General features: G+C 43.5%; 20 protein-coding genes. 19 read left to right on the top strand and 1 reads right to left on the bottom strand.

Annotated features, from left to right (window positions below; all coding sequences use genetic code 11):
• Positions 1-580: 580 nt before the first annotated feature.
• The 10 genes from nikA (at position 581) to ACFVSH_RS12910 (ending at position 9,770) form a co-directional block, all read left to right on the top strand.
• Positions 581-2,110: a nickel ABC transporter substrate-binding protein gene (nikA, locus tag ACFVSH_RS12955; protein ID WP_387706268.1), complete on the top strand. Its 1,530-nt coding sequence runs from the start codon at positions 581-583 to the stop codon at positions 2,108-2,110.
• A complete protein-coding gene (gene nikB / locus ACFVSH_RS12950) occupies positions 2,111-3,064 on the top strand; it encodes a nickel ABC transporter permease (RefSeq protein WP_387706266.1) in 954 nt (317 codons plus the stop codon).
• The gene (nikC, locus tag ACFVSH_RS12945) at positions 3,055-3,894 is read left to right on the top strand and encodes a nickel transporter permease (protein ID WP_387600793.1); all 840 of its coding nucleotides are present in this window, start codon (positions 3,055-3,057) and stop codon (positions 3,892-3,894) included. The genes nikB and nikC overlap by 10 nt, the downstream gene beginning before the upstream one ends.
• A complete protein-coding gene (locus tag ACFVSH_RS12940) occupies positions 3,891-4,688 on the top strand; it encodes an ABC transporter ATP-binding protein (protein ID WP_387600797.1) in 798 nt (265 codons plus the stop codon). Before nikC ends, ACFVSH_RS12940 begins: the two co-directional genes overlap by 4 nt.
• Positions 4,685-5,449: an ABC transporter ATP-binding protein gene (locus ACFVSH_RS12935; RefSeq protein ID WP_387706264.1), complete on the top strand. Its 765-nt coding sequence runs from the start codon at positions 4,685-4,687 to the stop codon at positions 5,447-5,449. Before ACFVSH_RS12940 ends, ACFVSH_RS12935 begins: the two co-directional genes overlap by 4 nt.
• Before the next feature lie 77 nt (positions 5,450-5,526).
• The gene (locus ACFVSH_RS12930; RefSeq protein WP_387706262.1) at positions 5,527-6,864 is read left to right on the top strand and encodes an MATE family efflux transporter; all 1,338 of its coding nucleotides are present in this window, start codon (positions 5,527-5,529) and stop codon (positions 6,862-6,864) included.
• Positions 6,842-7,660: a nicotianamine synthase family protein gene (locus ACFVSH_RS12925; protein ID WP_387706260.1), complete on the top strand. Its 819-nt coding sequence runs from the start codon at positions 6,842-6,844 to the stop codon at positions 7,658-7,660. The genes ACFVSH_RS12930 and ACFVSH_RS12925 overlap by 23 nt, the downstream gene beginning before the upstream one ends.
• Before the next feature lie 136 nt (positions 7,661-7,796).
• Positions 7,797-8,201 (top strand): DoxX family protein, encoded by a 405-nt coding sequence (locus ACFVSH_RS12920; RefSeq protein WP_387600810.1) that lies wholly within the window; start codon positions 7,797-7,799, stop codon positions 8,199-8,201.
• Between the two features lie 4 nt (positions 8,202-8,205).
• A complete protein-coding gene (locus ACFVSH_RS12915) occupies positions 8,206-9,054 on the top strand; it encodes a VOC family protein (RefSeq protein ID WP_387706258.1) in 849 nt (282 codons plus the stop codon).
• A 29-nt stretch (positions 9,055-9,083) separates the two neighbouring features.
• Complete coding sequence (locus ACFVSH_RS12910; protein WP_387706256.1) at positions 9,084-9,770, top strand: FMN-dependent NADH-azoreductase; 687 nt, start codon at positions 9,084-9,086, stop codon at positions 9,768-9,770.
• A 76-nt stretch (positions 9,771-9,846) separates the two neighbouring features.
• On the opposite strand, the gene ACFVSH_RS12905 is transcribed toward ACFVSH_RS12910, so the two are convergent.
• A complete protein-coding gene (locus tag ACFVSH_RS12905) occupies positions 9,847-11,259 on the bottom strand; it encodes a sigma-54 interaction domain-containing protein (protein WP_387706254.1) in 1,413 nt (470 codons plus the stop codon).
• A 382-nt stretch (positions 11,260-11,641) separates the two neighbouring features.
• On the opposite strand from ACFVSH_RS12905, the gene pruA reads away from it, so the two are divergent.
• The 9 genes from pruA (at position 11,642) to ACFVSH_RS12860 (ending at position 23,452) form a co-directional block, all read left to right on the top strand.
• On the top strand, positions 11,642-13,189 hold the full coding sequence (gene pruA / locus ACFVSH_RS12900; protein ID WP_387600822.1) for an L-glutamate gamma-semialdehyde dehydrogenase: 1,548 nt from the start codon (positions 11,642-11,644) through the stop codon (positions 13,187-13,189).
• 18 nt (positions 13,190-13,207) lie between these two features.
• On the top strand, positions 13,208-14,401 hold the full coding sequence (locus tag ACFVSH_RS12895) for an ornithine--oxo-acid transaminase (RefSeq protein WP_387706252.1): 1,194 nt from the start codon (positions 13,208-13,210) through the stop codon (positions 14,399-14,401).
• Between the two features lie 22 nt (positions 14,402-14,423).
• Positions 14,424-15,689: a Glu/Leu/Phe/Val family dehydrogenase gene (locus tag ACFVSH_RS12890; protein WP_387600826.1), complete on the top strand. Its 1,266-nt coding sequence runs from the start codon at positions 14,424-14,426 to the stop codon at positions 15,687-15,689.
• A gap of 37 nt (positions 15,690-15,726) precedes the next feature.
• Positions 15,727-15,981 carry a biotin/lipoyl attachment domain-containing protein gene (locus ACFVSH_RS12885; protein ID WP_076364404.1) on the top strand — a complete coding sequence of 85 codons (255 nt, stop codon included), beginning with the start codon at positions 15,727-15,729 and terminating at the stop codon, positions 15,979-15,981.
• Positions 15,982-16,232: 251 nt separating this feature from the next.
• Positions 16,233-17,597 carry a sigma-54 interaction domain-containing protein gene (locus tag ACFVSH_RS12880; RefSeq protein WP_387706270.1) on the top strand — a complete coding sequence of 455 codons (1,365 nt, stop codon included), beginning with the start codon at positions 16,233-16,235 and terminating at the stop codon, positions 17,595-17,597.
• A gap of 240 nt (positions 17,598-17,837) precedes the next feature.
• Positions 17,838-19,169 (top strand): branched-chain amino acid transport system II carrier protein, encoded by a 1,332-nt coding sequence (brnQ, locus tag ACFVSH_RS12875; RefSeq protein WP_387706250.1) that lies wholly within the window; start codon positions 17,838-17,840, stop codon positions 19,167-19,169.
• A gap of 90 nt (positions 19,170-19,259) precedes the next feature.
• Positions 19,260-20,864, top strand: coding sequence for an amidohydrolase (locus tag ACFVSH_RS12870; RefSeq protein WP_387706248.1), 1,605 nt, complete (start codon positions 19,260-19,262; stop codon positions 20,862-20,864).
• A 296-nt stretch (positions 20,865-21,160) separates the two neighbouring features.
• On the top strand, positions 21,161-22,336 hold the full coding sequence (locus ACFVSH_RS12865; RefSeq protein WP_387706246.1) for a M20 family metallopeptidase: 1,176 nt from the start codon (positions 21,161-21,163) through the stop codon (positions 22,334-22,336).
• 435 nt (positions 22,337-22,771) lie between these two features.
• Positions 22,772-23,452, top strand: a complete 681-nt coding sequence (locus ACFVSH_RS12860) for a DUF975 family protein (RefSeq protein ID WP_387706244.1) — start codon at positions 22,772-22,774, stop codon at positions 23,450-23,452.
• The last annotated feature ends 284 nt before the right edge of the window (positions 23,453-23,736 follow it).

The raw sequence follows: 23,736 nt of genomic DNA, 5'->3' as shown, positions 1-23,736 counted from the left end.
CGGTATAGCTACCGCACTTAAAGAAGTTAGCGGATTGGACGAAAAAAGCGAAATAACCAAAGAAGTTATCAACCACTACAACAACTTGAAATAAAAGCCGAAAAACTCCTGAAAAATTTTTTCAGGAGTTTTTCTTAATCAAAAAGCGGATTATATATCCGCTGAACATTAAAACTCAAAAAAAACTTGTAAACAGTAATCATTACGTTTTATAATGAAAGGCAGTTTAAAGTATAAATCGTAATCATTTTGATTTGTTTGAAAGGAGCTTTTTAATGAGATTAGGTTTTACAAAATGTGGATTAGTGCAGTAAATCGAGAGTTGGGGGCAATTTTGGGTGCTATTACACGAAATTTAGAGATGTTACTCACGGGCTTAGGGCAATACTCGTGAGTTTGGAGCAAATACTCGTGAATTAAGTTTAATCCCGAGGCATTACATAGTTTTGATTTCGGATAAGCATTCGGAAATGCATTGCCTGATTTGTCATGATAGTAAAGCAAAGCTGTAATATAAATCGTAATCAATACGATTTTAGGCAGCCGATGAAAATAGTTGAGGTAATGGAGGAATTCTATCGTGTTCAGAAAAAGTAAATCGATTCTTATAGTATGTTTTTCATTTTTTCTTTTGGCTGCTTGTTCCACAGAGTCTGCGAATGATGAAGTGCGAGGGGAGAAGGAAGTGAACTTGCTTTTTAATTTTGCTACTGGCTCGCTTGATCCGCATGTTGATACTAGTTATGTGTCACTAAGGGCTGGAATCACTGAGACATTGGTGCATCTCAATGATGAGGATTTGACCATCGAACCTTGGCTGGCGGAAAGTTGGGATAGCAAGGATGGTCAGTTATGGAATTTTGAGTTAAGGGAGGGTGTGACTTTTCAGAATGGAAAGAAAATGGATGGCAAAGCGGTGAAGGCTTCCTTGGAGAGGGCGATGAAGGATAGTCCGGCGATCAAGAATGCTTTGCGGATTGAATCGATAGAAGCGGACGGGAATGCGCTGTCCATCAAGACGGAGGTTCCCTTTCCTGAGTTTCCTTCTGAATTGGTCCATCCTAATACATCGATTATTGACGTGAAGGAAAGTGACTATATAAACAAACCGATAGGAACAGGGCCATTTGCCGTTTCGAAATTCATGCCTGGTACGGCTGTTGATTTAATACGGTATGAGCCTTACTGGGATGGAGCCGCAAAGCTTGAGAGAGCCAGGTTTTCGTTTAATGAAGATGCCAATGCACGGTCCCTCGCCCTTGAATCGGGAGATGCCGATATTGTTTTCCGTCCAGAAGTGGAAAGCCTGGAAAATTTGGAGGCGATAGATGGTGTGAAGGTTGAATCGACATCCACTTTCCGCGTACATCAAATGACGATGAATTTGGAACGTGAAGCACTGCAGGACATACACGTCCGAAAGGCGATAGATGCCTTGATCGACCGTTCTTCCATTGCTGATACGATTTTACATGGTCATGCAGAAGTGGCAACAGGACCATTTCCGTCCACTTTCTCTTTTGCTCCGGACTATCCGAAAAAAGAGAATGGAATGGAAGCTGCTAAAGGGTTCCTTGATCAGGCGGGATATAAAAAAGTGGATGGTGTCATGCAAAAGGACGGTAAACCGTTAACGTTTACACTTCTTACATACAGTTCACGTGCCGACCTGCCGTTAATTGCCCAAGTTTTTCAATCGGATGCGGGCCAGTTGGGGATTGATGTGAAAATCAAGCAAATAGAAATCCCTGAAGAGTATATGGCGGCCAATCGCGATTGGGATTTAACGACCTACAGCAATTTAACGGCTCCGCGCGGCGATGCCGGCTATTATTTAAATGCTACTTATCATCCAAAGGGAGCCTTGAACTTCAGTGGGACCGATGATGATCACCTGACGTCCCTGATTGATAAGCTGAATGTAACGGTCGAGCAGGAAAAGCGTTCGGATTTAGCTGAGGATATTGCGATGTATGTGGATGGACATGTGTATAATTCTTTCATTTTACATCCGAATACACTTGTTGCTTATGATGCCGATAGAGTTAAAAACTGGATCACTTCGAGAAGCGAATACTACATGCTGACAAATGAACTGGATGTGAAGTGAATGTTCCGCATCTTAGTCCGTCGATTCATTGAGGTCGTGATTTTTGTCCTTGTGATTACATTCATCTCTTTCCTTTTTGTTCGGCTTGCTCCAGGGGACCCGGTCCTCTCGATACTTCAAGTGGATGATGTGTCAATCACAAACGAGCAAGTCAATAAGCTTCGCGAAGAATTGGGATTCAATGATCCGCTGTTAGTGCAGTATGGCGATTGGTTTGCGGATTTTATCCAATTGGATTTCGGTAATTCCTATCTGACGAATCAGCCTGTGATGGAGATGATCATGAGCGGTCTGCCTGCAACACTTGAGCTGGCGGTCGGCGCATTGCTTGTGATGTTTGGTATAGCCATTCCATTAGGTTCGCTTGCTGCCTTGTACAGGGGAAGCTGGATTGATCAGATTAGCCGCGCCGTTTCTTTGTTGGGCGCAGCCATTCCTAGCTTTTGGTTGGGGCTGCTCTTGATGGATTTATTTGCGGTACGGTGGGGGGCCCTTCCAACAATGGGCAGGGACGGATTTCGTTCTTTGATTCTGCCGTCAGTCACGTTGGGGCTTGCCATCACAAGTGTGTACGTCCGTTTGCTGCGTTCGAGTTTGATGGATTCCCTCAGTCATGATTTCATCAGGGCTGCCCGATCAAGGGGGATTTCAGAAATGCGGATATTCTTTGCACATGCATTTCGTTATAGCCTGCCCCCGGTCATTACCGTATTCGGTGTCAGCCTCGGCAGCCTGATCGGCGGTGTAGTGGTGATCGAAGTGATTTTTGCCTATCCAGGCATAGGTAAGATGGTCGTGGACTCGATTCGGTCACGGGATTATCCAGTCATTCAAGGGTACTTGTTGGTCATGGCCATCATTGTATTCATGGTTAATAGTGCCGTGGATTTATCTTATCGCTATTTAAATCCGGAGCTAAGGCTAAAGGAAAGGAAGCATGGAAAATGGAGTTAGTTATCAAAAAAAAATCCAAAAAGCGCTGGAGAATGACCGTCCTTTTTACGTTGATGGCTACAGTCCTTGCCGTTGCGGCATACACCTTTCTTGTTCTGAAACATGATCCGGAACTGGTCAATCTGGGAGAAAGGCTTTGGCCGGCGAGCCTGGAACATCCGCTAGGGACGGATCATCTAGGGCGTGATGTATTGACACGTCTTCTGCTTGGCGCACAGCTGACGGTTGGCTACGGTCTCTTATCTCTGTTTGCCGCCGTTATCATCGGCGTCCCGTTCGGGGTGATTGCCGGTTTTAAAGGAGGTCTGATCGATCGGATCTTCATGCGCATTGCAGATACATTTCTTGCATTCCCTGATACGATCGTTGCCATTGTGCTTAGTGGCTTATTAGGACCAGGAATCGAAAATCTCCTGTTGGCGATCGTTCTAGTGAAATGGGTGAATTATGCCCGGCTTGTGCGAAGTACGGTGATCACCGAACGTCGGAAGGATTATGTCACAGCTGCTACAATCAATGGATTACGTTCATTTGGGATTATGCGGAAGCATTTATTTCCGCACCTTATCGGGAACGTGCTTGTATTGGCTAGCCTTGATTTAGGAAAAATCATTTTGCTCATATCTTCTTTATCGTATATCGGGCTCGGGGCGCAGCCGCCGGCACCAGAATGGGGAGCCATGCTGAATGATGCCCGTCCATACTTCCAGTCCAATATGTTGCTGATGATTTACCCGGGGCTCGCCATCGTATTTGTCGTCCTTCTATCCAACATACTCGGTGATTATTTACGCGATGCATTCGATGTGAAAAAGGAGGTGGAATCATGAGCATTTTATCCTTGAGGCAGCTAAATATCATGGGAAAGCAACGTCATATCGTCAAGGATCTTTCGTTAGATGTACAGGAAGGTGAGTGGTCCGCACTTGTCGGACAAAGCGGGAGCGGCAAAAGCATGACGGCCATGGCCATATGTCAGCTGCTTGCACCCAATCTCCAAGCGAAGGGGGAAATATGGTACGGGGAAAAAAATCTTTTAACGCTATCTTCCTCTGAAATCAGGAAGATTCGCGGAAAGCGCCTGGCCTATATTTTTCAAGATTACCAGGGTTCATTTACACCGTTCCTTACTATCGGCCAACATTTCGACGAATATCAGCGAACACATTTGAACCTTTCCAAAAAGGCAAGGAGACAGCAAGCGGTAAAGGCGCTCATATCGGTGGGCTTGAATGAAGATATCTACATCAGATACCCTTTTCAATTAAGCGGTGGGCAGCTTCAGCGTGTATCCATTTCGTTAGCTCTGCTGCTTGAACCGGATATTTTGATAGCGGATGAACCGACCACAGCCTTGGACAGTGTATCTTCCTTTAAGGTCTTACAGCTGTTATCGAGGCTCCAAAAAGAAACCGGATGTGCGGTCTTGTTCATCACCCATGATTTACGTCATGTCAAGAAGTATGCGGATCGCATTGCGGTCATGAAAGACGGGGCCATCATTGAGGCCGGTGATAAAAATCAGGTATTGAATCATCCGCAGCATGCATATACGAATAAACTGATTCAATCATCGCCATCATTGAGCAGAATTCCATTTGAACTTAAAGGGGTGTCAGGATGACGTTATTAGAAGTGAGAAATGTCCATAAAAGCTATGATAACGGAGTGGAAATACTAAGGAACGTGAATTTCAGCATCGAAAGGAAGGAATGCCTCGGGTTAGTGGGCGAGAGCGGCTGCGGAAAAAGCACACTGGCAAGGCTCATCCTTCAGATAGAATCTTTTGACCAGGGCAGCATCCTATTTGAAGGAACCGCGCTGCAAAACAAAAGCGAACGCAGTTTAAAACCGTATCGCAAGTACATCCAAGCCGTTTTGCAAAATCCTGCATCGGCCTTGAATCCAAAACTAAGGATAAAAGATTCACTGATGGATCCATATCTTCAATTTGGCAGCCAGGTCAATATGAAACATTTTACGTATATAAGTGAAGCGAACTATATCGGACAGCTGCTGGAAACTGTGGAGCTCCCAAAGAGTCTTGCTGAACGTTATCCGCATGAGCTAAGCGGCGGACAAAAGCAGCGGGTGACCATTGCACGCGCAATCAGCATTGAACCGGCCCTCATTATATTGGATGAACCGACTTCATGCCTGGACGTTCTGTCACAAGCAGCGGTGCTGAAATTGTTAAGGAAGCTGCAGGAGACTTTGGACATTTCCTACCTTTTCATTTCTCATGATCTTTCGGCTGTACAGGAGATGAGCCAACGGATCATGGTGATGAAAGGGGGTGCTATTGTGGATTCTTTCGAAAACGAACAGCTTTTTTGCAGCGATCGCCATTCATACACAAAAGAACTGATTTCGATGTTTGAATAATGAGGTTGAGTTTATTTGAGATTTAAATCGTAATGGTTTCGATTAAAGTGAGGTTTGACTCTTAAGGAGGTAGTAAGGTGAACCATCGATCATATTTGGCCTTGGCCATGCCTCTGACCATATCGACGATAACGACGCCATTGATCGGTGCTGTGGACACCGCTGTTGTGGGTCAGTTACCAAACCCCGTTTATTTGGGCGGCGTAGCTATAGGTACGGTCATTTTCAATACCTTGTATTGGCTGTTTGGTTTTTTGCGGGTGAGCACTTCGGGATTCGCTGCACAAGCACTTGGGGCAAACGATGGGAAGCAAGGCATTTTAGCCTTTTTAAGGCCGTTTATACTGGCGATTGTTGCAGGGGTAGGTTTCATCCTGCTTCAGGGGCCAATTGAACATGTTTCCTTAACACTGATGAATCCCGATGCTGACGTCCGAAGATATGCGGCTGAATACTTCAACATTCGAATATGGGGGATCCCATTCACTTTGATGAATTACGTCATATTGGGATGGCTGATGGGGATGTCCAAGATCAAGGTTTCGCTAGTTTTACAGGTGCTCATGAACCTGATGAACATTGCACTGGATTTGCTATTTGTTCATGGATTCGCATGGGGTGTGCAAGGGGTGGCGATAGCGACTCTTTTTTCGGAAGTGATAGCCTTCTTCATTGGACTGATCATTATTGTGAAAGCGTCGCCTCATCGACTGGAAATGCCACCTTTGAAAGAGATGTTCGATCCATCATCCATTAAGAAAATGATGTCGGTGAATCGGGATTTATTCATCAGGACGCTTTGCCTGTTGGCCGTTTTTAATATTTTCACGGCAAAGGGTGCCTCATATGGAACGGAGATATTGGCGGCGAATGCCGTACTCATCCAAATTCACTATCTGATGGCTTACTTCTTTGACGGGCTCGCAAATGCTTCAAGTATTCTTGTGGGAAAAGCGATTGGTGCGGGAGATAAGCCCTTATATAAGAAGACCCTGATCCTTTCGTTGCAGTGGGGTGTTCTGTTCTCCCTGATGATTGCCGTCAGTTACTATTTATGCGGTGATATCATCCTATCGCTTTTCACACGGATGCCACGTGTCATTGAGCTGGCAAACATTTATGGGATCTGGCTTATTTTATTCCCTCTATCTGCTAGTGTAGGCATCGTTTTCTACGGGGTTTTTACTGGGGCAACAGAAGCTGCCCCTATTCGTAACTCGATGATCTATTCCTTGATTGCCTTCTTGATAACACTTTATATTTTTGTGCCGGCATATCAAAACCATGCATTATGGCTGGCCTTTACTGTATTCAGCCTAGGACGCTCGGTATTTTTGGCTTTGTATATACCACGGTTAAGCAAAAAATTATTTCCTAATAGGAGTGTGCGCCTTGAAAACGATCAAATGGTCTAGAAACAAGGAAAAAATCATTCATACATATCTGGATACTTATAAAATTTTACTAAAAGAAGATGATTTATCACCAAATAACGAAATCATCAATCGCGTTTTAACCGAACTGGTTTCGATGATTTCGAAACCGTTGGATCAGCATGTGGCAGAAGAAATTCTCAATTATGATGAAATCCGGTCGATTCGGGGTACCATGCTTGAAAAGCTGACGATTGCTGAATCATTGATGGAGAATCATTATGCAAAATTATTTGTTGGCAGTGTGAACACCTTGGATGACTTCCGTTCTTTCATTTATTGGGATAACTACAAAGAACTGATTCATACGGAGATCAGTGAATTGAAAAAGGTGAAAAATGATATTCAATCATTCGCATTTGTAGGGACGGGTCCTCTGCCACTAAGTCCATTGCTGCTTCAACGGGAGTTGGGTGCGAAAATGACATGTCTCGATATAGATGAACAAGCCCATTCACTTGGCAGGCGCATTGTCCACGAACTGGATGTCGAAGGGAAGTCAGACTATATCCTGAATGATGGCGCCCTTCATGACTACACGGAGTTCGATCTTGTATGGATTGCCAGCCTGGTTCCCAATAAAGAAGAAATACTGGAACGGATATTTCGGACGAACCCTGGCGCAACCGTCGCAATAAGGTCGGTTGACGGCATTCATCGACTATTATATGAGCCCGTTGATGCGACAAAGTTCAATAAAGTGGCATGTGAGGAAGTCGGAAGAACGATCGCGGATTCTTTCATCATCAATTCAACCATTTATTACACATTTAAATAGTGACACCATGGAACGAGTTGCTACGGCAATTCGTTTTCTTTTGGGAAAAAGATATTCCTATAAACTTACTTGACATTACAAACTTATTAAAATATAATAACTTACATAAAGTAACTAACAAAAGGAGAATTCATACATGAATAAAAATGATGCAGGTCAAGTTTTTTTAAGGGTGATTTTAGGTCTTACTTTTTTCATTCACGGCGTTTCAAAGTTTCAAGGGGGCATAGGGAATACGGCTGGATTTTTCGATAGTCTTGGCATTCCTGGCTTCATGGCATACATCGTTGCAATAATCGAATTGATCGGTGGAATTGCGGTTATACTGGGTTTGGGAACACGAATCGTTGCCGTCCTATTTGCGGTAATTATGGCGGGGGCGATCTTTACGGCAAAATTACCTGCCGGCTTTCTTGGAAACGGGCAAGCGGCGGGCTATGAACTGGACTTGGCGCTGCTGGCCATGTCTGTCTATCTAGTGTGTGCAAACCGTACGGTTCTTTCTTTGGATCATGTGATTTTCAATAAAAAAGGGAAGTGATAATATGGATAAAAACTTTCATCAAAAACCAATTACTTTTGTTGGCGAAGTCAGTTTAAATGTTTTGGATTTGAATAAGGCTATTTTGTTTTATCAAGAAATCATCGGTCTTCAAGTATTGAAGAAAACCGACCGGCTGGCTGTTTTAACGACAGACGGAAAAACCCCGTTGCTGACACTTGAGCAGCCTGCGGATGTGATTCCGAAAGAAGGGCGGACTACGGGCTTATATCACTTTGCCCTTTTGCTGCCAAGCCGTGCCGACTTATCGATTTTTTTACGCCATTTACTTCAAACGAAATATCCATTTGGAGCGGCGGATCATGAAGTGAGTGAAGCGCTGTACATTACCGATCCGGATGGCAATGGCATTGAAGTATACACTGACCGGCCATCCACTGTTTGGAGATGGGCCGGTGGGGAAGTCGCAATGGGCACGGATCCGTTGGATGGGAATGACCTTCTGGAAGAAAGCGATGGTGAGTGGAGCAAACTCCCAGCAGGTACTTTAATGGGGCATATACATTTGCATGTAGCGGATTTACGTAAAACGGAGGAGTTTTACATGCAGGGTCTTGGGTTTACCGTTGTGAATCGATATGGAGGAGCGCTCTTTACTTCAACCGGCGGATATCATCATCATATCGGGCTGAACACTTGGAATGGCGTGGGCGCTCCTGCTCCAAAGGAAAATAGTGTGGGACTGAACTGGTATACTCTTGTTTTTGCAGATGAAGATGCGAGAAACAAAGTAACGGAGCAACTGCAAGGAATCGGGGCTGCCGTAACGGAAAAAGAAGGATTTTTCGCTGTAACAGATCCATCTGGCAATGAGATTCATTTAGTCGTCTAATTTAAAAGCAGAAAGTAAGGGTGAGGATAATGGGATTCTTAAGTAAATTATTTGGAAATAAAGAAATCGCGGCAGGGGAGAATGGAGAAATGACAAAAGTATTATTCGTTAAAGTGAATGATCGTCCAGCAGATCAGGCAATCAGCTCGAAAATGTATGACACCTTCTTAAAAGCATATAAAGAGACACACCTGACAGATGAAGTGACCGAGCTGGATTTATTTAAAGAAGAACTTCCGTACTATGGAAATACGGCGATAACCGGGTTGTATAAACGCAGCCAGGGTCTTGAACTGACAGCTGAAGAGGAAAAGGCGGCAGAACTGGTTGACCAATATTTAAATCAATTCCTGGCCATGGATAAAGTGGTATTCGCTTTCCCTCTATGGAACTCAACGGTTCCTGCACCGCTAATCACCTACCTTTCCTATTTGGCACAAGCCGGTAAAATGTTCAATTATACGGCGGAAGGTCCTGTCGGGTATGCTGGTGATAAGAAAGTCATGCTATTGAATGCCCGCGGTTCTGATTATGCATTGGAAGGAATGGCTTCTGCTGAAATGGCCGTGAATTTAGTGAAAAATATAATTGGCCTATGGGGAATCAACAATCCTGAGGTCGTGGTCATTGAAGGCCATAATCAGTATCCGGACCGGACACAAGAAATCATCGCGGATGGTTTGGAAAACGTTGCAAAAGCGGCTGAAACATTCTGATTGCGAGTGGAATGAATAGCAGGCAAAGAAGGCCCTCCATATTAATGGGGGCCTTTTTTGTGCGGGAATGATGTTATTATTTGACCTGATACTTTTTCAAGCGGTATTGAAGGCTTTGGCGGCTTATATTCAAGGCCTTGGCAGCTTGGGAAATATTCATGCCATGTTCTTTCAAGATTTTCTCCAAATATTGCTTTTCAGTATTGGCAATATAATCATCAAGTGATAAGGTCAACTCCTGTAAATCTCCATTTGCATGATTCTCTTTACTTTCGGGATGAATGTCTTCCAAATGGGCTTTCTTCCTAAATAGAGTCGGAAGGTGGGTGATGGCAATCTTTGTATCGCCAGGTTCCATTAAATTCATGGCCCCCTCAATGATATGTTCGAGTTCCCTTACGTTCCCGGGCCAGTCGTAATCATAAAAAAGCGAGTAGACTTCTTCACTGATCCCTTCAATATTCAATTCGAACAGCGCATTGAATTTCTCGATGAAGGATTGCGCCAGCAAGGGAATATCCTCTTTCCGTTCACGAAGAGGAGGGATGAATAACGAAACGACACTTAATCGATAATATAAATCCTTTCGTAAATGATCATTTGCAATGGCATCTATTGGATCTTCATTTATCGTTGCTATGACCCGTACGTCAATTTTTTTATCTTTTGTATCCCCAACGCGGCGAATCGTCCTTTCTTGAAGGGCCCTTAATAATTTCGCCTGCATATTCGGATTTAAGGAATTGATTTCATCAAGAAGGATGGTCCCCCCTTGTGCCTGTTCGAATAAACCTGGCCTTTCAATCGATCCGGTGAAGGCCCCTTTCTTCGTCCCAAAAAGAATTCCTTCAATAAGACTATCTGGCAGGGCAGCACAGTTTTGGCTGATGAAAGGATGTGTCGAACGGCTGCTGCCATTATGGATGCTTTGGGCAAAGAGTTCTTTTCCCGTTCCCGTCTCCCCGACAATGAGGATGGAGGATGCCGTCCTGGTCGAACGCTTGCTTTTTTCAATGACTTCCAAGAAATTCTCACTCGTTCCGATGATACTGTCAAACGTATATTTCGTATCGCCTTTATTCAGGATATTATCTTTAATGATTCTTTCAAGATTCGTTATATCCTTTGCCACTTCAATGGCTCCGATGATATTTTGATTCTGGTCCAAAATCGGAAATGTATTATTGATTGTTGTAATTTCCTGTCCGAGATTATTGAAGTAGGTCTGCTTCGAGTTTTCGGTTTTCCTTCCAGAATGAAGCGCCCGTATTAATGTGCTCTCCGTTTCTTCCTTGAATTTAAAGATCTCGTGAATCTTTTTCCCTAATACCTCTTCCGAATCCATGCCTTCTATTTCAGCCATTTTCTTGTTATATATAATGGTCCGCCCTTTTATATCGATTATATGTAACCCGATATCGATTACGTCCACCAGTGAGTGGAGGATGGTTTGGAAACCTTCTATTTTAATGATTTGATCTAAATGCATGAATGCCTCCCGTTTTTCTTCTTTTCTTAGAGCTATTGTAGAGGAATTGAAGCAAAGGCGCAAATAAAATTTGCACAGCAAGAATATTTTGCATTGAAGTGCAAAAATATTTTGCGGAAAAAGTGAAAAAACGCTGTTTTTTATGGTTTTTCTAGTTGGCATGAATTTTGCATTAATAAAAAGTGTAAGGTTTAAGCGACAAAATTAGGGTTTAGAGCAAAAAATAATGGCATACTATGTCAGTTTTGCCCTAAAAGTGCTGAATTTCATTGCATTTTTAAAGAAAAAACATTATTTTTTCAAAAAAATTAAAAGTTGGCACGGAACTTGCTTAATTAATAAGCGAGAAGTAAAAACATAAACTTTAGGGAGATGAGACATAATGGTCCAACCATATAAACACGAACCATTTACTAATTTTAAAATCGAAGAAAACAATAAAGCTTTTCAAGCGGCATTGAATGATGTAGCTAATGATTTAGGGAAGAAATATCCGCTGATCATTAATGGTGAAAAAGTGTTTACTGATGAAGTCATTACCTCTGTAAACCCGGCAAATAAAGAAGAAGTTATCGGAACCGTATCCAAGGCGAATAAGGATCTTGCCGAGCAAGCGATGCAAGCGGCAGATAAGACATTCCAAACTTGGAGAAAAACGAACGCGGAAGTGCGTGCGAATATTTTATTCAGGGCTGCAGCCACCGTTCGGAGAAGAAAACACTATTTCTCGGCACTATTGGTTAAAGAAGCAGGGAAGCCTTGGAATGAGGCGGATGCAGATACAGCGGAAGCAATCGACTTCATGGAATACTATGCACGTCAAATGCTGAAGCTTAAAGACGGCATGCCAGTGGAAAGCCGTCCGATTGAACATAATGCTTTCAATTATATTCCACTTGGTGTCGGTGTCATCATCTCACCTTGGAACTTCCCGTTTGCGATCATGGCAGGCATGACGACGGCTGCTCTTGTTTCAGGAAATACAGTCTTATTGAAACCGGCCAGTACAACACCGGTCATTGCAGCTAAATTCATCGAAGTATTGGAAGAAGCGGGCTTGCCTGCTGGAGTCGTGAACTTCATTCCAGGAAGCGGTGCCGAAGTGGGCGATTATTTGGTAGATCATCCTCGTACACGTTTCATCAGCTTTACTGGATCTCGTGATGTTGGAATCCGCATTTATGAGCGTGCTGCAAAAGTTCAGGAAGGCCAAATCTGGTTAAAACGTGTCATCGCTGAAATGGGCGGTAAAGATACGATCGTTGTTGATAAAGAGGCAGACCTGGAATTGGCGGCACAATCAATCGTCGCTTCTGCATTCGGATTCTCCGGTCAAAAATGTTCTGCTTGTTCACGTGCCGTAATAGTGGAAGATGTATATGACCAAGTCTTGAATCGTGCCATTGAATTAACGAAAGAAAAAACAATTGGGGAACCAACGGATGTAAGCAACTTCATGGGTCCGGTCATCGATCAAGCCGCTTACGACAAAGTCATGAGCTACGTTGAAATCGGTAAAGAAGAAGGGAAAATTGTTGCAGGGGGAGAAGGAGACAATTCAAAAGGTTTCTTCATCCAGCCAACTATCATTGCCGATGTGGATGAAAACGCACGTGTCATGAAAGAAGAGATTTTCGGACCGGTGGTTGCATTCTGTAAGGCAAAAGATTTCAATCATGCAATCGAGATTGCCAATAACACGGATTATGGATTAACGGGTGCTGTCATCTCGAACAACATCGAACATATCGAACAAGCGCGTGAGGATTTCCACGTAGGTAACTTGTACTTCAATCGCGGCTGTACTGGTGCCATTGTAGGATACCAGCCATTTGGCGGATTCAATATGTCAGGTACAGATTCAAAAGCGGGCGGTCCTGATTATTTAGCTCTTCACCTTCAAGGAAAAACAACATCTGAAACGCTATAAATTTTAGGGGGAATCAACATGACAACAGTAACGGAAAAATTAATCGAGCAAACAGAACAATATGGTGCAAACAATTATAATCCACTTCCAATCGTCATCGCGAAGGCAGAAGGAGTTTGGGTGGAAGATCCTGAAGGCAACAAATATATGGATATGCTAAGTGCCTATTCAGCAGTGAACCAAGGCCACAGGCATCCGAAAATCATCGACGAATTAAAAAAGCAAGCTGATCGCGTAACATTAACGTCCCGTGCATTCCATAGTGATAAATTGGGCCCATGGTATGAAATGGTTTCCCGCATTACGCAAAAAGACATGGCACTGCCTATGAATACGGGTGCTGAAGCCGTTGAAACAGCAATCAAAGCTGTTAGACGCTGGGGTTATGATGTAAAGGGAATCGCAGAAAACCAAGCTGAAATCATTGCTTGTGTCGGTAACTTCCATGGCCGTACAATGGCAGCGGTGTCCTTATCATCCGATGAGGAATATAGAAGGGGCTTCGGACCGATGCTGCCAGGGATCAAGCTTATCCCTTACGGCGATCTTGAAGCATTGAAAGAAGCGATTACACCGCAAACGGCTGGATTCTTAATCGAACCGATTCAAGGTGAAGCGGGAATCATCATACCGCCACAAGGATTCTTAAAAGAAGCTTACGACCTATGTAAAGAAAATAATGTCCTATTCGTTTCTGATGAAATTCAGTCAGGACTTGGACGTTCAGGAAAAATGTTCGCCTCTGACTGGGATGAAGTAGTTCCGGACATGTACATTTTAGGTAAAGCGCTGGGCGGCGGGGTTTTCCCAATCTCTTGCGTAGCTGCAAACCGTGAAATCCTTGGCGTATTCAATCCTGGTTCACATGGTTCTACATTCGGCGGCAATCCATTGGCATGTGCGGTTTCCATCGCTTCATTGGAAGTTCTTGAAGAAGAGAAGCTTGCAGAACGTTCGTTGGAGCTTGGACAATACTTTATGGATAGTTTAAAAGAAATCAAGAATCCAATGATTAAAGATATCCGCGGCAGAGGCTTATTCATCGGAGTCGAATTAACAGAAGCCGCAAGACCTTATTGTGAGCAGCTTAAAGAAGAAAAACTGCTATGTAAAGAAACACATGATACAGTTATCCGTTTTGCTCCGCCATTAGTTATTACAAAAGAAGACTTGGATTGGGCAATCGAACGCATTAAAAGAGTTTTATCCTAATATACCTATGAGGTGAATTCCATTGAGTACAACGATCAAAGAAGAAAAAGAAACTGCCAGCTTGCTTGATTCAACACAGGTCGTAATCAAGGAGGCGCTTGATAAGCTTGGCTATTCTGAAGAAGTGTTCGAGCTTTTGAAGGAACCTCTCCGGATGCTGACCGTCCGGATTCCGATTAAGATGGATGACAATACGACGAAGATTTTCACTGGATACCGTGCCCAGCACAATGATGCTGTCGGTCCGACGAAAGGCGGAATCCGTTTTCATCCCGAAGTCGATGAGGAAGAAGTCAAAGCACTTTCAATGTGGATGAGTTTGAAATGCGGAATCGTGAATCTGCCATATGGCGGAGGAAAAGGCGGCATCATCTGTGATCCGCGCCAAATGTCCATCGGTGAATTGGAAAGGCTTAGCCGTGGATACGTTCGGGCAATCAGCCAAATAGTGGGGCCGACAAAAGATATTCCGGCCCCGGATGTTTATACGAATTCACAAATCATGGCATGGATGATGGACGAGTACAGTAGAATAAGAGAACACGATTCTCCTGGTTTCATTACAGGTAAGCCACTGGTACTGGGCGGTTCACATGGTAGGGAAAAGGCGACTGCACAAGGTGTCACGATCTGTATCGAGGAAGCGGCAAAGCGTAAGGGCATAGAATTGAAAGGTGCACGCATCATCGTCCAAGGATTTGGGAATGCAGGAAGCTTTTTGGCCAAATTCATGCATGATGCAGGTGCGAAAGTGATTGGCATATCGGACGCATATGGTGCCATTTATAACCAGGATGGTCTGGATATCGATTACTTACTTGATAAAAGGGATAGCTTTGGAACGGTAACGACACTATTCGATAATACAATCACCAATAAGGAACTTCTGGAACAAGATTGTGATATTTTAGTGCCTGCTGCCATCTCCAATCAAATCACCAAAGAAAATGCCCATCTTATCAAAGCCCAAATTGTCGTGGAGGCAGCGAATGGACCGACTACATTGGAGGCAACCAAGATCTTGACGGAACGCAATGTTCTTCTCGTACCTGATGTATTGGCAAGTTCAGGCGGTGTGACAGTTTCTTACTTTGAATGGGTTCAAAATAATCAAGGTTATTATTGGGAAGATGCTGAAGTCCAAACCAAATTAAAAGAGTTATTGGTCAATTCATTTAATCAAGTATATGAAATGTCCGCGACAAGAAAAGTGGATATGAGGCTGGCAGCGTATATGGTCGGTGTCAGAAAAATGGCAGAAGCCTCAATATTCCGTGGCTGGGTATAAGCTTTAGTCAAATAATGGAGAGTGGAGGAGTGATTCCGTGTTAAAACCGATTCATACCATCGAGTGTGCTCAGGATGGGACCGTCGAACAAGTTTACGTTCAAAAGAATTCCTATGTTTATGAATGGGAGAGGCTCTTTTTAGTGAAAACGGAGGATGGGAAATTGATTGATGTTTCAATAGGTGCCAGTGGTCACATTACTGAAATTAATGTTTCGGCAGGGGATCCTATTAATAGAAAGCTTCCTTTAGCTTTGCTCCAAGACGATTTTGTTATAACTGGCTCTGATTGATTATAGGAAAGAGGGTGTTCCAAAGGCGGAAGCGATTTCTGCTTTGGGATGCTCTTTTTTGTTGTGATCATTTAAATGGTAATCATAAAGCCAGGAAAAAGTTTGAAAAGAAAAAACGCCCTGTTTCATGGTAAAATATCAGAATGATTGGACAATGCACAAAGCAGTTTCAACCCATGAAGCTACAACAGATCTGCGGGGATTGTCAGGGTTTGAATATGTAAAGTTGAGAGGAGGCGGGAAGGGTGAATATGGATGTGGATATATTCAGGCGATTATCCGACTTTGATAATGTTTTGGTCGTAGATGATAAAGGGATGATCATTTTTTATGATATGGCAGATTTAAATGTCCTTAAAGAGCTTGGGATAAGGCCGGAAGAATTCATGGGGAAGAGTGTCACTTCCTTTTATAAAAACATCACGAACGAAAATAGTACGCTCATGAATGTGTTAAGGACGGGAAAACCGTTATGTAATATAAAACAAGAGATGATCACCAAAACGGGAGAGGTCATCGAAACGATCAATTCCACATTTCCGATAGCCGAAAACGGTAAAATCATTGGGGCCGTGGAATTCTCTAAGCGTTTCTTTTCCAAGGATGCCATCCAACATTTGGACAAATATTCGAGCCATAAAATTTTCAGGAGAAATAATACCGTTTATACGATCGATGATATCATCACGGTTAACCCTAAAATGGAAAGAATTAAAGATAAACTTGGAAGAATTGCGCTAACGACCTCAAATGTGTTGATCGTTGGGGAAACGGGCACAGGAAAAGAACTTATCGCCCAGGCGATCCATAATTTAAGCGATCGATTTGGAAAGCCCTTCATTTCACTTAACTGCAGTGCAGTTCCTGCTAGTTTATGGGAAAGCACTTTGTTTGGTACGAATAAAGGGAGCTTCACCGGGTCGGAAGATATGCCGGGTCTATTCGAACAGGCCGAAGGGGGAACTTTATTTCTGGATGAAATCAATTCCTTGGATATTGATCTTCAGGTGAAGCTTCTGAAAGCGATTGAAGAGAAAACGATCAGGAGACTGGGCGGAAAGAAAAATATCCGCTTGGACATTAGGGTGATTTCAGCAACGAATGAGGTACCGGATATTTTACTGGCGGAGAAACGGCTGCGGGAAGATTTATTCTATAGAATTGGTGTCGTGCAGATTGACTTGCCAAGCTTGATGGAAAGAAAAGAAGATATAGAAGTCCTTGTTGACCATTATCTGAATTTTTACAACAATACGATGAATATTTATATAGACGGTGTTCAGGATGAAGTGCTCCAATGCTTCAAAAGATATCCATGGCCAGGGAATATCAGGGAATTGAAAAACGCGGTCGAGACGGCATATAATCATGTCCAGTCAAGTAGAATCACCCTTGATGATATTCCCGGAAGAATCAGAGATTATACGGAAACTCCAATGGCCAAAGACAACAATCTTAATGTGGATTCCTTAAAGGATGCGGTTCAGCAATATGAAAAAGAGATCATTGTTCGTCAATTGAAAAACACGAATGGGAAAATTGCGGAATCTGCCAGACAGCTTGGCATCTCTAAACAATTATTGAAATATAAAATGGAGAAACATAAATTGCGGTAAAATTTTTTTTACGCTAGGGGGAAAAATTTCACCCCTTCATAATGGATTTTGATAATCGAAGGGCCACGATTCTATACGCTAAATAGAATCGTGGCCCTTTTTGCCTTGTATGTAGCGTCATAGGTTAGTATGGATAAAAACTATTCAAATATTATTAAGGTTGGCACGGTATTTGCTTATTACTAGGATAGGCGTATGAAAAGAGGCTTCATCGAGTGATAAAAAAATAGAGGTGAATGGATGAATACAAACAAGATAGTACGTGACAGCCTTATTTTTGGTTTTGCTTTATTTGCTGTATTTTTTGGGGCTGGCAACCTGATTTTCCCACCGTCGATCGGACTTGCATCAGGGTCGGATTGGCTTGTGGCGCTAGTTGGCTTCATTCTTACGGGAATCGTACTCCCCATACTGGGAGTTGTGGCGGTCCTGAATTCAAAAGGGAAATTTGAAGAACTGACAAGGCCGATAAGCCCCTGGTTTTATAAGGTATTCAATCTGGTCGTCATGATAGGGATCGCGATGCTCGTCACTGTACCCCGGACGGCCGCTACGACCCATGAGATGGGGGTTCATACATTATTCCCGAATGTGCCATCTTTCGTGACGATGATCATTTTCTTTGGATTGAATTTTTATTTTGCCAGCGATCGATCTAATCTCATTGATAAAGTCGGACAAGTGCTAACGCCTGCCCTGTTCGCGATTCTTCTTTTTATCGTCATCAAAGGCACATTCGATCCATTGGGGGCGCCTGTAAATACGGGTATTCAAAATCCGTTCGGCCACTCCTTTTTTAGTGCTTATCAGACGGGTGACGTGTTCACGGGCCTTCTTTGTGCCTCGGTTTTCATTGGCTCGATTGCGGCAAAAGGATATGCCGAACCTTCCAAAATGAAGAAAGTGGTCATGAATGGAACCATAGTGGCTGGTTTGGGATTGCTCATCATATACGGGGGGCTTCTGTATATCGGTGCTACAGGAAGCGCGTTATTCCCTAATGACATGGAGAATACGCAGCTGGTGACGGGCCTGGTCTATAATCTGCTTGGAGATTACGGGACGATTGCATTGGCCATAGCGGTTTCATTAGCGTGCCTTACCACCTCGATTGGAATAACCGCTTCGATAGCGGACTTCCTTAGCGGGTTGACGAAGCAAAAAGTGAGCTATCGTAATTGGGTGATCGTCGTTTGCGCCACGGGAGTGTTGATGGGTCTAATGGGTGTCGAAAAGATCATCGACTACTCCGTACCATTATTCATGGGAATTTACCCTGTTTCGATTGTGGTTGTCATACTTGGCGTTTTCCGCAAATACAACCCAAAAGCGGGAGCCTATAAGGGGGCGGTCCTGGCCACGTTCATCATCAGTTTATGCGAAACATTGGAAAGCATCGGCCTCCATGTGGGATTCATGAATGATTTCATTTCCATCATTCCGTTCAGTTCGTATGGGTTTGCATGGCTCATTCCGGCGGTACTGGGATTCTTGGCAGGAACGTTCATCCACGGAAAACAGGCCCAGGAAATTCCTTCAAGCCCCATGAATGGCGAAAACCATTCATCTTAAATGCCGAGAAAGGTCATAAGTTTGAATAGGAAAATAAATAGGTGATTAGGATTTCATCATTTAGATTTTACTTACTAAGGAGAGGGAAATATGAAATGTATTTATATAAACGGAAAAATATTTACAGCGAATCCGAAACAACCTTATGCGAGTGCCATGATTGTTCATAATGGGCGCATCGAGTGGGTTGGAGAACAATCAGAGACAGACGGAATGAATGGGGAACGGATCGATCTTCTAGGGCGGCGGGTACTTCCCGGACTAATTGATGCACATCTGCATCCGCTGTTTTTAGCTAAGGCAGCCAAGCAAATTCCATGTATGCCCCCTGTCGTTGAATCGATTGAGGATTTGATCAAGGCCGTTCGTGAACAGTGTGAATCCCATAATTCAGGGGATTGGATTGAAAGCTGGGGATATGATGAAGGGAAATTGACGGAAGGAAGGTCCCCTTCACGCTACGATTTGGATAGGGCGACAACGGACGTCCCTGTTGTCATAACCCGGACCTGCGGCCATATTATCGCCGTCAACAGCAAGGCATTGGAATTGGCCGGGATCACGAAGGACACGCCAAATCCAGCAGGGGGGGAGATTGACAGGGATTCAGAAGGGGAGCCGACAGGGATATTACGGGAAAATGCAAAAGAATTGGTCAATAAAGTGATGCCGGTTCAAACATTTGAAGAAGAAACGGATACTCTTGCCGAACTGAGTCCCAAATTATTATCACACGGGATCACGGCAATCACTGAACTCCTGGCAAGGACCAAGCCGATCGATTACTTGGATCTGTATAGGGCAGCAAGCGAAAAGGGCCTGAAGCAACGTACAGTTTTATACTACATTTGGGAAGATATGAAGAATGATATGATCCTGGATAAAGGTAAAACAAACAGAGAAAGCCAGAATCATATAGGTGGGGTTAAGTTATTCTCGGATGGCAGCGTGTCAGGTCAAACGGCGTGGGTCGATCCGCCATTTTTAGGGGAAGAAAAGAACCATGGCATACAGATGACATCAGAGGCAGAGTTGTTAAGTGCAGCTGAGGCAGCCAGGAAAAACAATATTCAATTGGTCATACATGCAATGGGGGAGCAAGCGATCGATTTGATCGTGAATACCTTTTACGGAAAAACGGGATGGATCGCGGATGGTCCATCGATAAGGATCGAACATGCAGCCATGCCTACAAAGCAAGCACTTCAGCGGGCAGCTGAAACGGGTATCGCTTTTGTTCCCCAACCAATCTTCTTATATGCCGAAATCGAAAGCTACCTTAATAATCTGGGTGCAGATCGCACAAGGCGAGCCTACCCCATCCAATCCATGTTAGAAGCAGGCATTAAACTGGCATTCTCTTCCGATGCACCTGCAACGGCATGGGTCGATCCGGTCAATCCGTTCGTTGGAATCAAGGCAGCCGTAACCCGCGTTGCCTATGACGGTACTGACACAGGTCAGGATCAGCGTGTAGATGTGCCTACAGCGATTACACTATATACAAGGGCCGCTCAGGAGATAACGAGAATCCCGGATGTCGGGCAGCTCACTCCGGGCTATCATGCAGATTTCATTGTGCTCGACCAAGATATTTTGGCGATCAGGCCGGAGGAAATCGATAGGATTACAGTGGAAGAAACCTATATGGGCGGTTCTTTGGTTTATCAAAAAGAAACGACGATAACTAAATAGAAAAATGGGGACGAAAAGGGGGCAGGTTTCCTTTTCGTCCCTTTCCCTTTCTTGGTACGGATGTTCAATAGTAGTAAAAAAAGTTTTACGCTAAAGGGTAAAAAATTTTACACTTCCATGCGAGGGAGCCTTGAAAGCGATGTTGCCGTTTGAGTGTCTAAGGCTCATAGGGCTTGCTGAAATCCAATTTTTCAAGAAGCCGGATGGTTAAATGCAGAAGATCAATAATTGGCACACAACTTGCTGATTTACTGGATGGATAGATTTTATTGTTCATATTTGAGGAGGAAATGGTCATGCAAAGTTTGAAGTTATATCCGGAAATAAAAAGTGTAAGAGAAGATGTTATTGCTTGGCGACGTCATCTTCACCAGCATCCGGAATTATCCTATCAAGAAGAGAAGACATCGCAATTCGTATACGACACCCTGTTGTCATTTGGAAACCTGGAAGTTACACGTCCGACAAAATACAGTGTGATGGCCCGCTTGATTGGTACACAGACTGGAAAAACATTAGGCATCCGTGCAGATATGGATGCACTGCCGATCGAGGAAGAGAACTCTTTCGACTTTAAATCCAAAACACCAGGTGTCATGCATGCTTGCGGTCATGATGGTCATACGGCGATGCTTCTTGGTACGGCGAAAATCCTTTCCGGAATGAAAGATAGCCTGAAAGGTGAAGTCCGCTTCTTTTTTCAGCATGCCGAAGAGTATTTTCCTGGGGGAGCGCAGGAAATGGTAGATGCAGGCGTTATGGAAGATGTGGATATCGTGATTGGTGCCCACCTCATGTCCACCTTTGAAGTCGGGAAATTTGGCATCGTGTATGGACCGATGATGGCTGCGCCGGATGGTTTCTTTCTGACCATCAATGGAAAGGGAGGGCATGGTTCTGCACCTCATGAAACGATTGACAGCATCGCAATCGGTGCCCAGGTCGTTACGAACCTTCAATATATCGTGTCCCGCAATACAGATCCGTTGGACAACTTGGTTCTCTCCATCGGAAAGTTCGTTGGCGGGGAAGCGGCTAATGTCATTGCAAACTCCGTTGAGATCAGCGGGACGGTTCGAAGTTTTGATTTGAAATTCCGGGAATCCATGCCAATTCTTATGGAAAGGGTAATCAAAGGCATTACGGAAGCACATGGCGCCTCTTATGAATTCAACTATCTAACTGGATATCGGCCGGTCATAAATGACAATGAGGTCACCAGGCTCATTGAAGAAACTGTCCGTGAAGTTTATGGAGAACATTCTGTCGACCACCAAAAACCGACGATGGGGGCTGAGGACTTTTCGGCTTTCCAACAGGAGGCACCTAGCAATTATTTCTTGATAGGAGCTGGGAATAAGGAAAAGGGAATCGCCTATCCCCACCATCATCCGCGTTTTACTTTTGACGAAGATGCCATGGAGTACGGTGTTAACATTTTTATCCATGCTGTTCGAAAGATCTTAGGATAGTATTAAATGAGCGGCCCGGCCTATCTGGGAGAAGGAAAAAAGAACTAGATTAACGAAAGGACTTTTTACCAATATAAATCCAAGCGCCTTCGCTGACCGTTCACCCTCTAAACAGGGTAGGGTTTCGCGAAGGTATTTTAATTTAGAAGCGCATAATGCCTTATTCCCCTTCATAAACTGTTATGGAACAAACAAGCCAGTAGACCAAGGGGATGAAAGGAGTTGATCATGGCTGCCCGAAACCGGTTCAACCGCTTGCCTTTATCCATGTGTGCTTTCTAGGAATTTAAGCCCACGACCAGAAATATTATGTTAAAATACAACGTGAGATTTAAACATCAAATAAATAGTGGTTTTTCTGAATCCATCCATATTTACAATAAAAAAGGAACATTCAGAATTCCGCCATTTAAAAAAGGGGAGTTAAAACAGAGTATGAGAATCTCAGAATTAAAGAGGAAAGCCCTTCAGTCGTTGGGAGGTAAATGGGGAGTAACTATTTCGCTTATGTTGCTCTTGTTCTTGATCAACCTCATTTTACCTTTAATTGTCGATGTGATCGGAAGCGGTGGGTTTTCACAATGGCTCATGCAGGAAGAAACACCATTATGGTCGGATATCTTCAGCATGGTCTTTTCCATTGCCTTAATCCCGCTTACCATTTCGACCACTTGGTTCTACCTGAATTTGGTTAGGGAAGGAAACCCTGATATTCCAGAAGTATTCGCCATCTATAAAGATGGAAAAACCTCTTTCAAACTTATTGGGGCATCCATCTTACAAGCAATTTTCATTTTTTTATGGTCATTATTATTAATCATTCCAGGTATCATCAAAGCTATCGCCTATTCGCAGCAGTTTTTCTTATTGAAGGATCATCCTGAATACACGGTGCTTGAAGCCATTACAGAAAGCAGAAAAAGAATGAAGGGCTTGAAATGGAAGTATTTCCTTATGCACCTAAGCTTCATCGGGTGGGGCATCCTTTGCATGTTCACGGTTGGAATTGGTTTACTATGGTTGATTCCTTATGCGGGAACAACAATGGCTGCATTCTATAACGAATTAATCGTGCCTCAAGGAGATATTGACGACGATCAACAAATAGAGGGATAAAAGATCAACCGATAGCCCATGGCTATCGGTTTGAATTTGTAGACAAAAGGGGCATTACCTAAAATTTCAAATGTTGATTGGAACGTAAGGTGCGAGACTCCTGCGGGAAAAGCGTGAATCAAATGCATATTCTCCAAGGAGGTGAAGGGTTGTTAAATCCGTTTCACCTTACTGAATTTGAATGTATTTCAATAATTTATATGCCAAAATAGCTAAGTATAACTTTATGCCATTATCATAATTGTTTAGGTCTAATCCAGTTTTTTTCTGTATCTGTTCTAACC

This window comes from Peribacillus sp. NPDC058002 (genome assembly GCF_042886655.1).
Taxonomy (GTDB): Bacteria; Bacillota; Bacilli; order Bacillales; family DSM-1321; genus Peribacillus; species Peribacillus aracenensis.
Note: the sequence above shows the minus strand (reverse complement) of the source record. Positions and strands in the feature narration are given on the sequence as shown.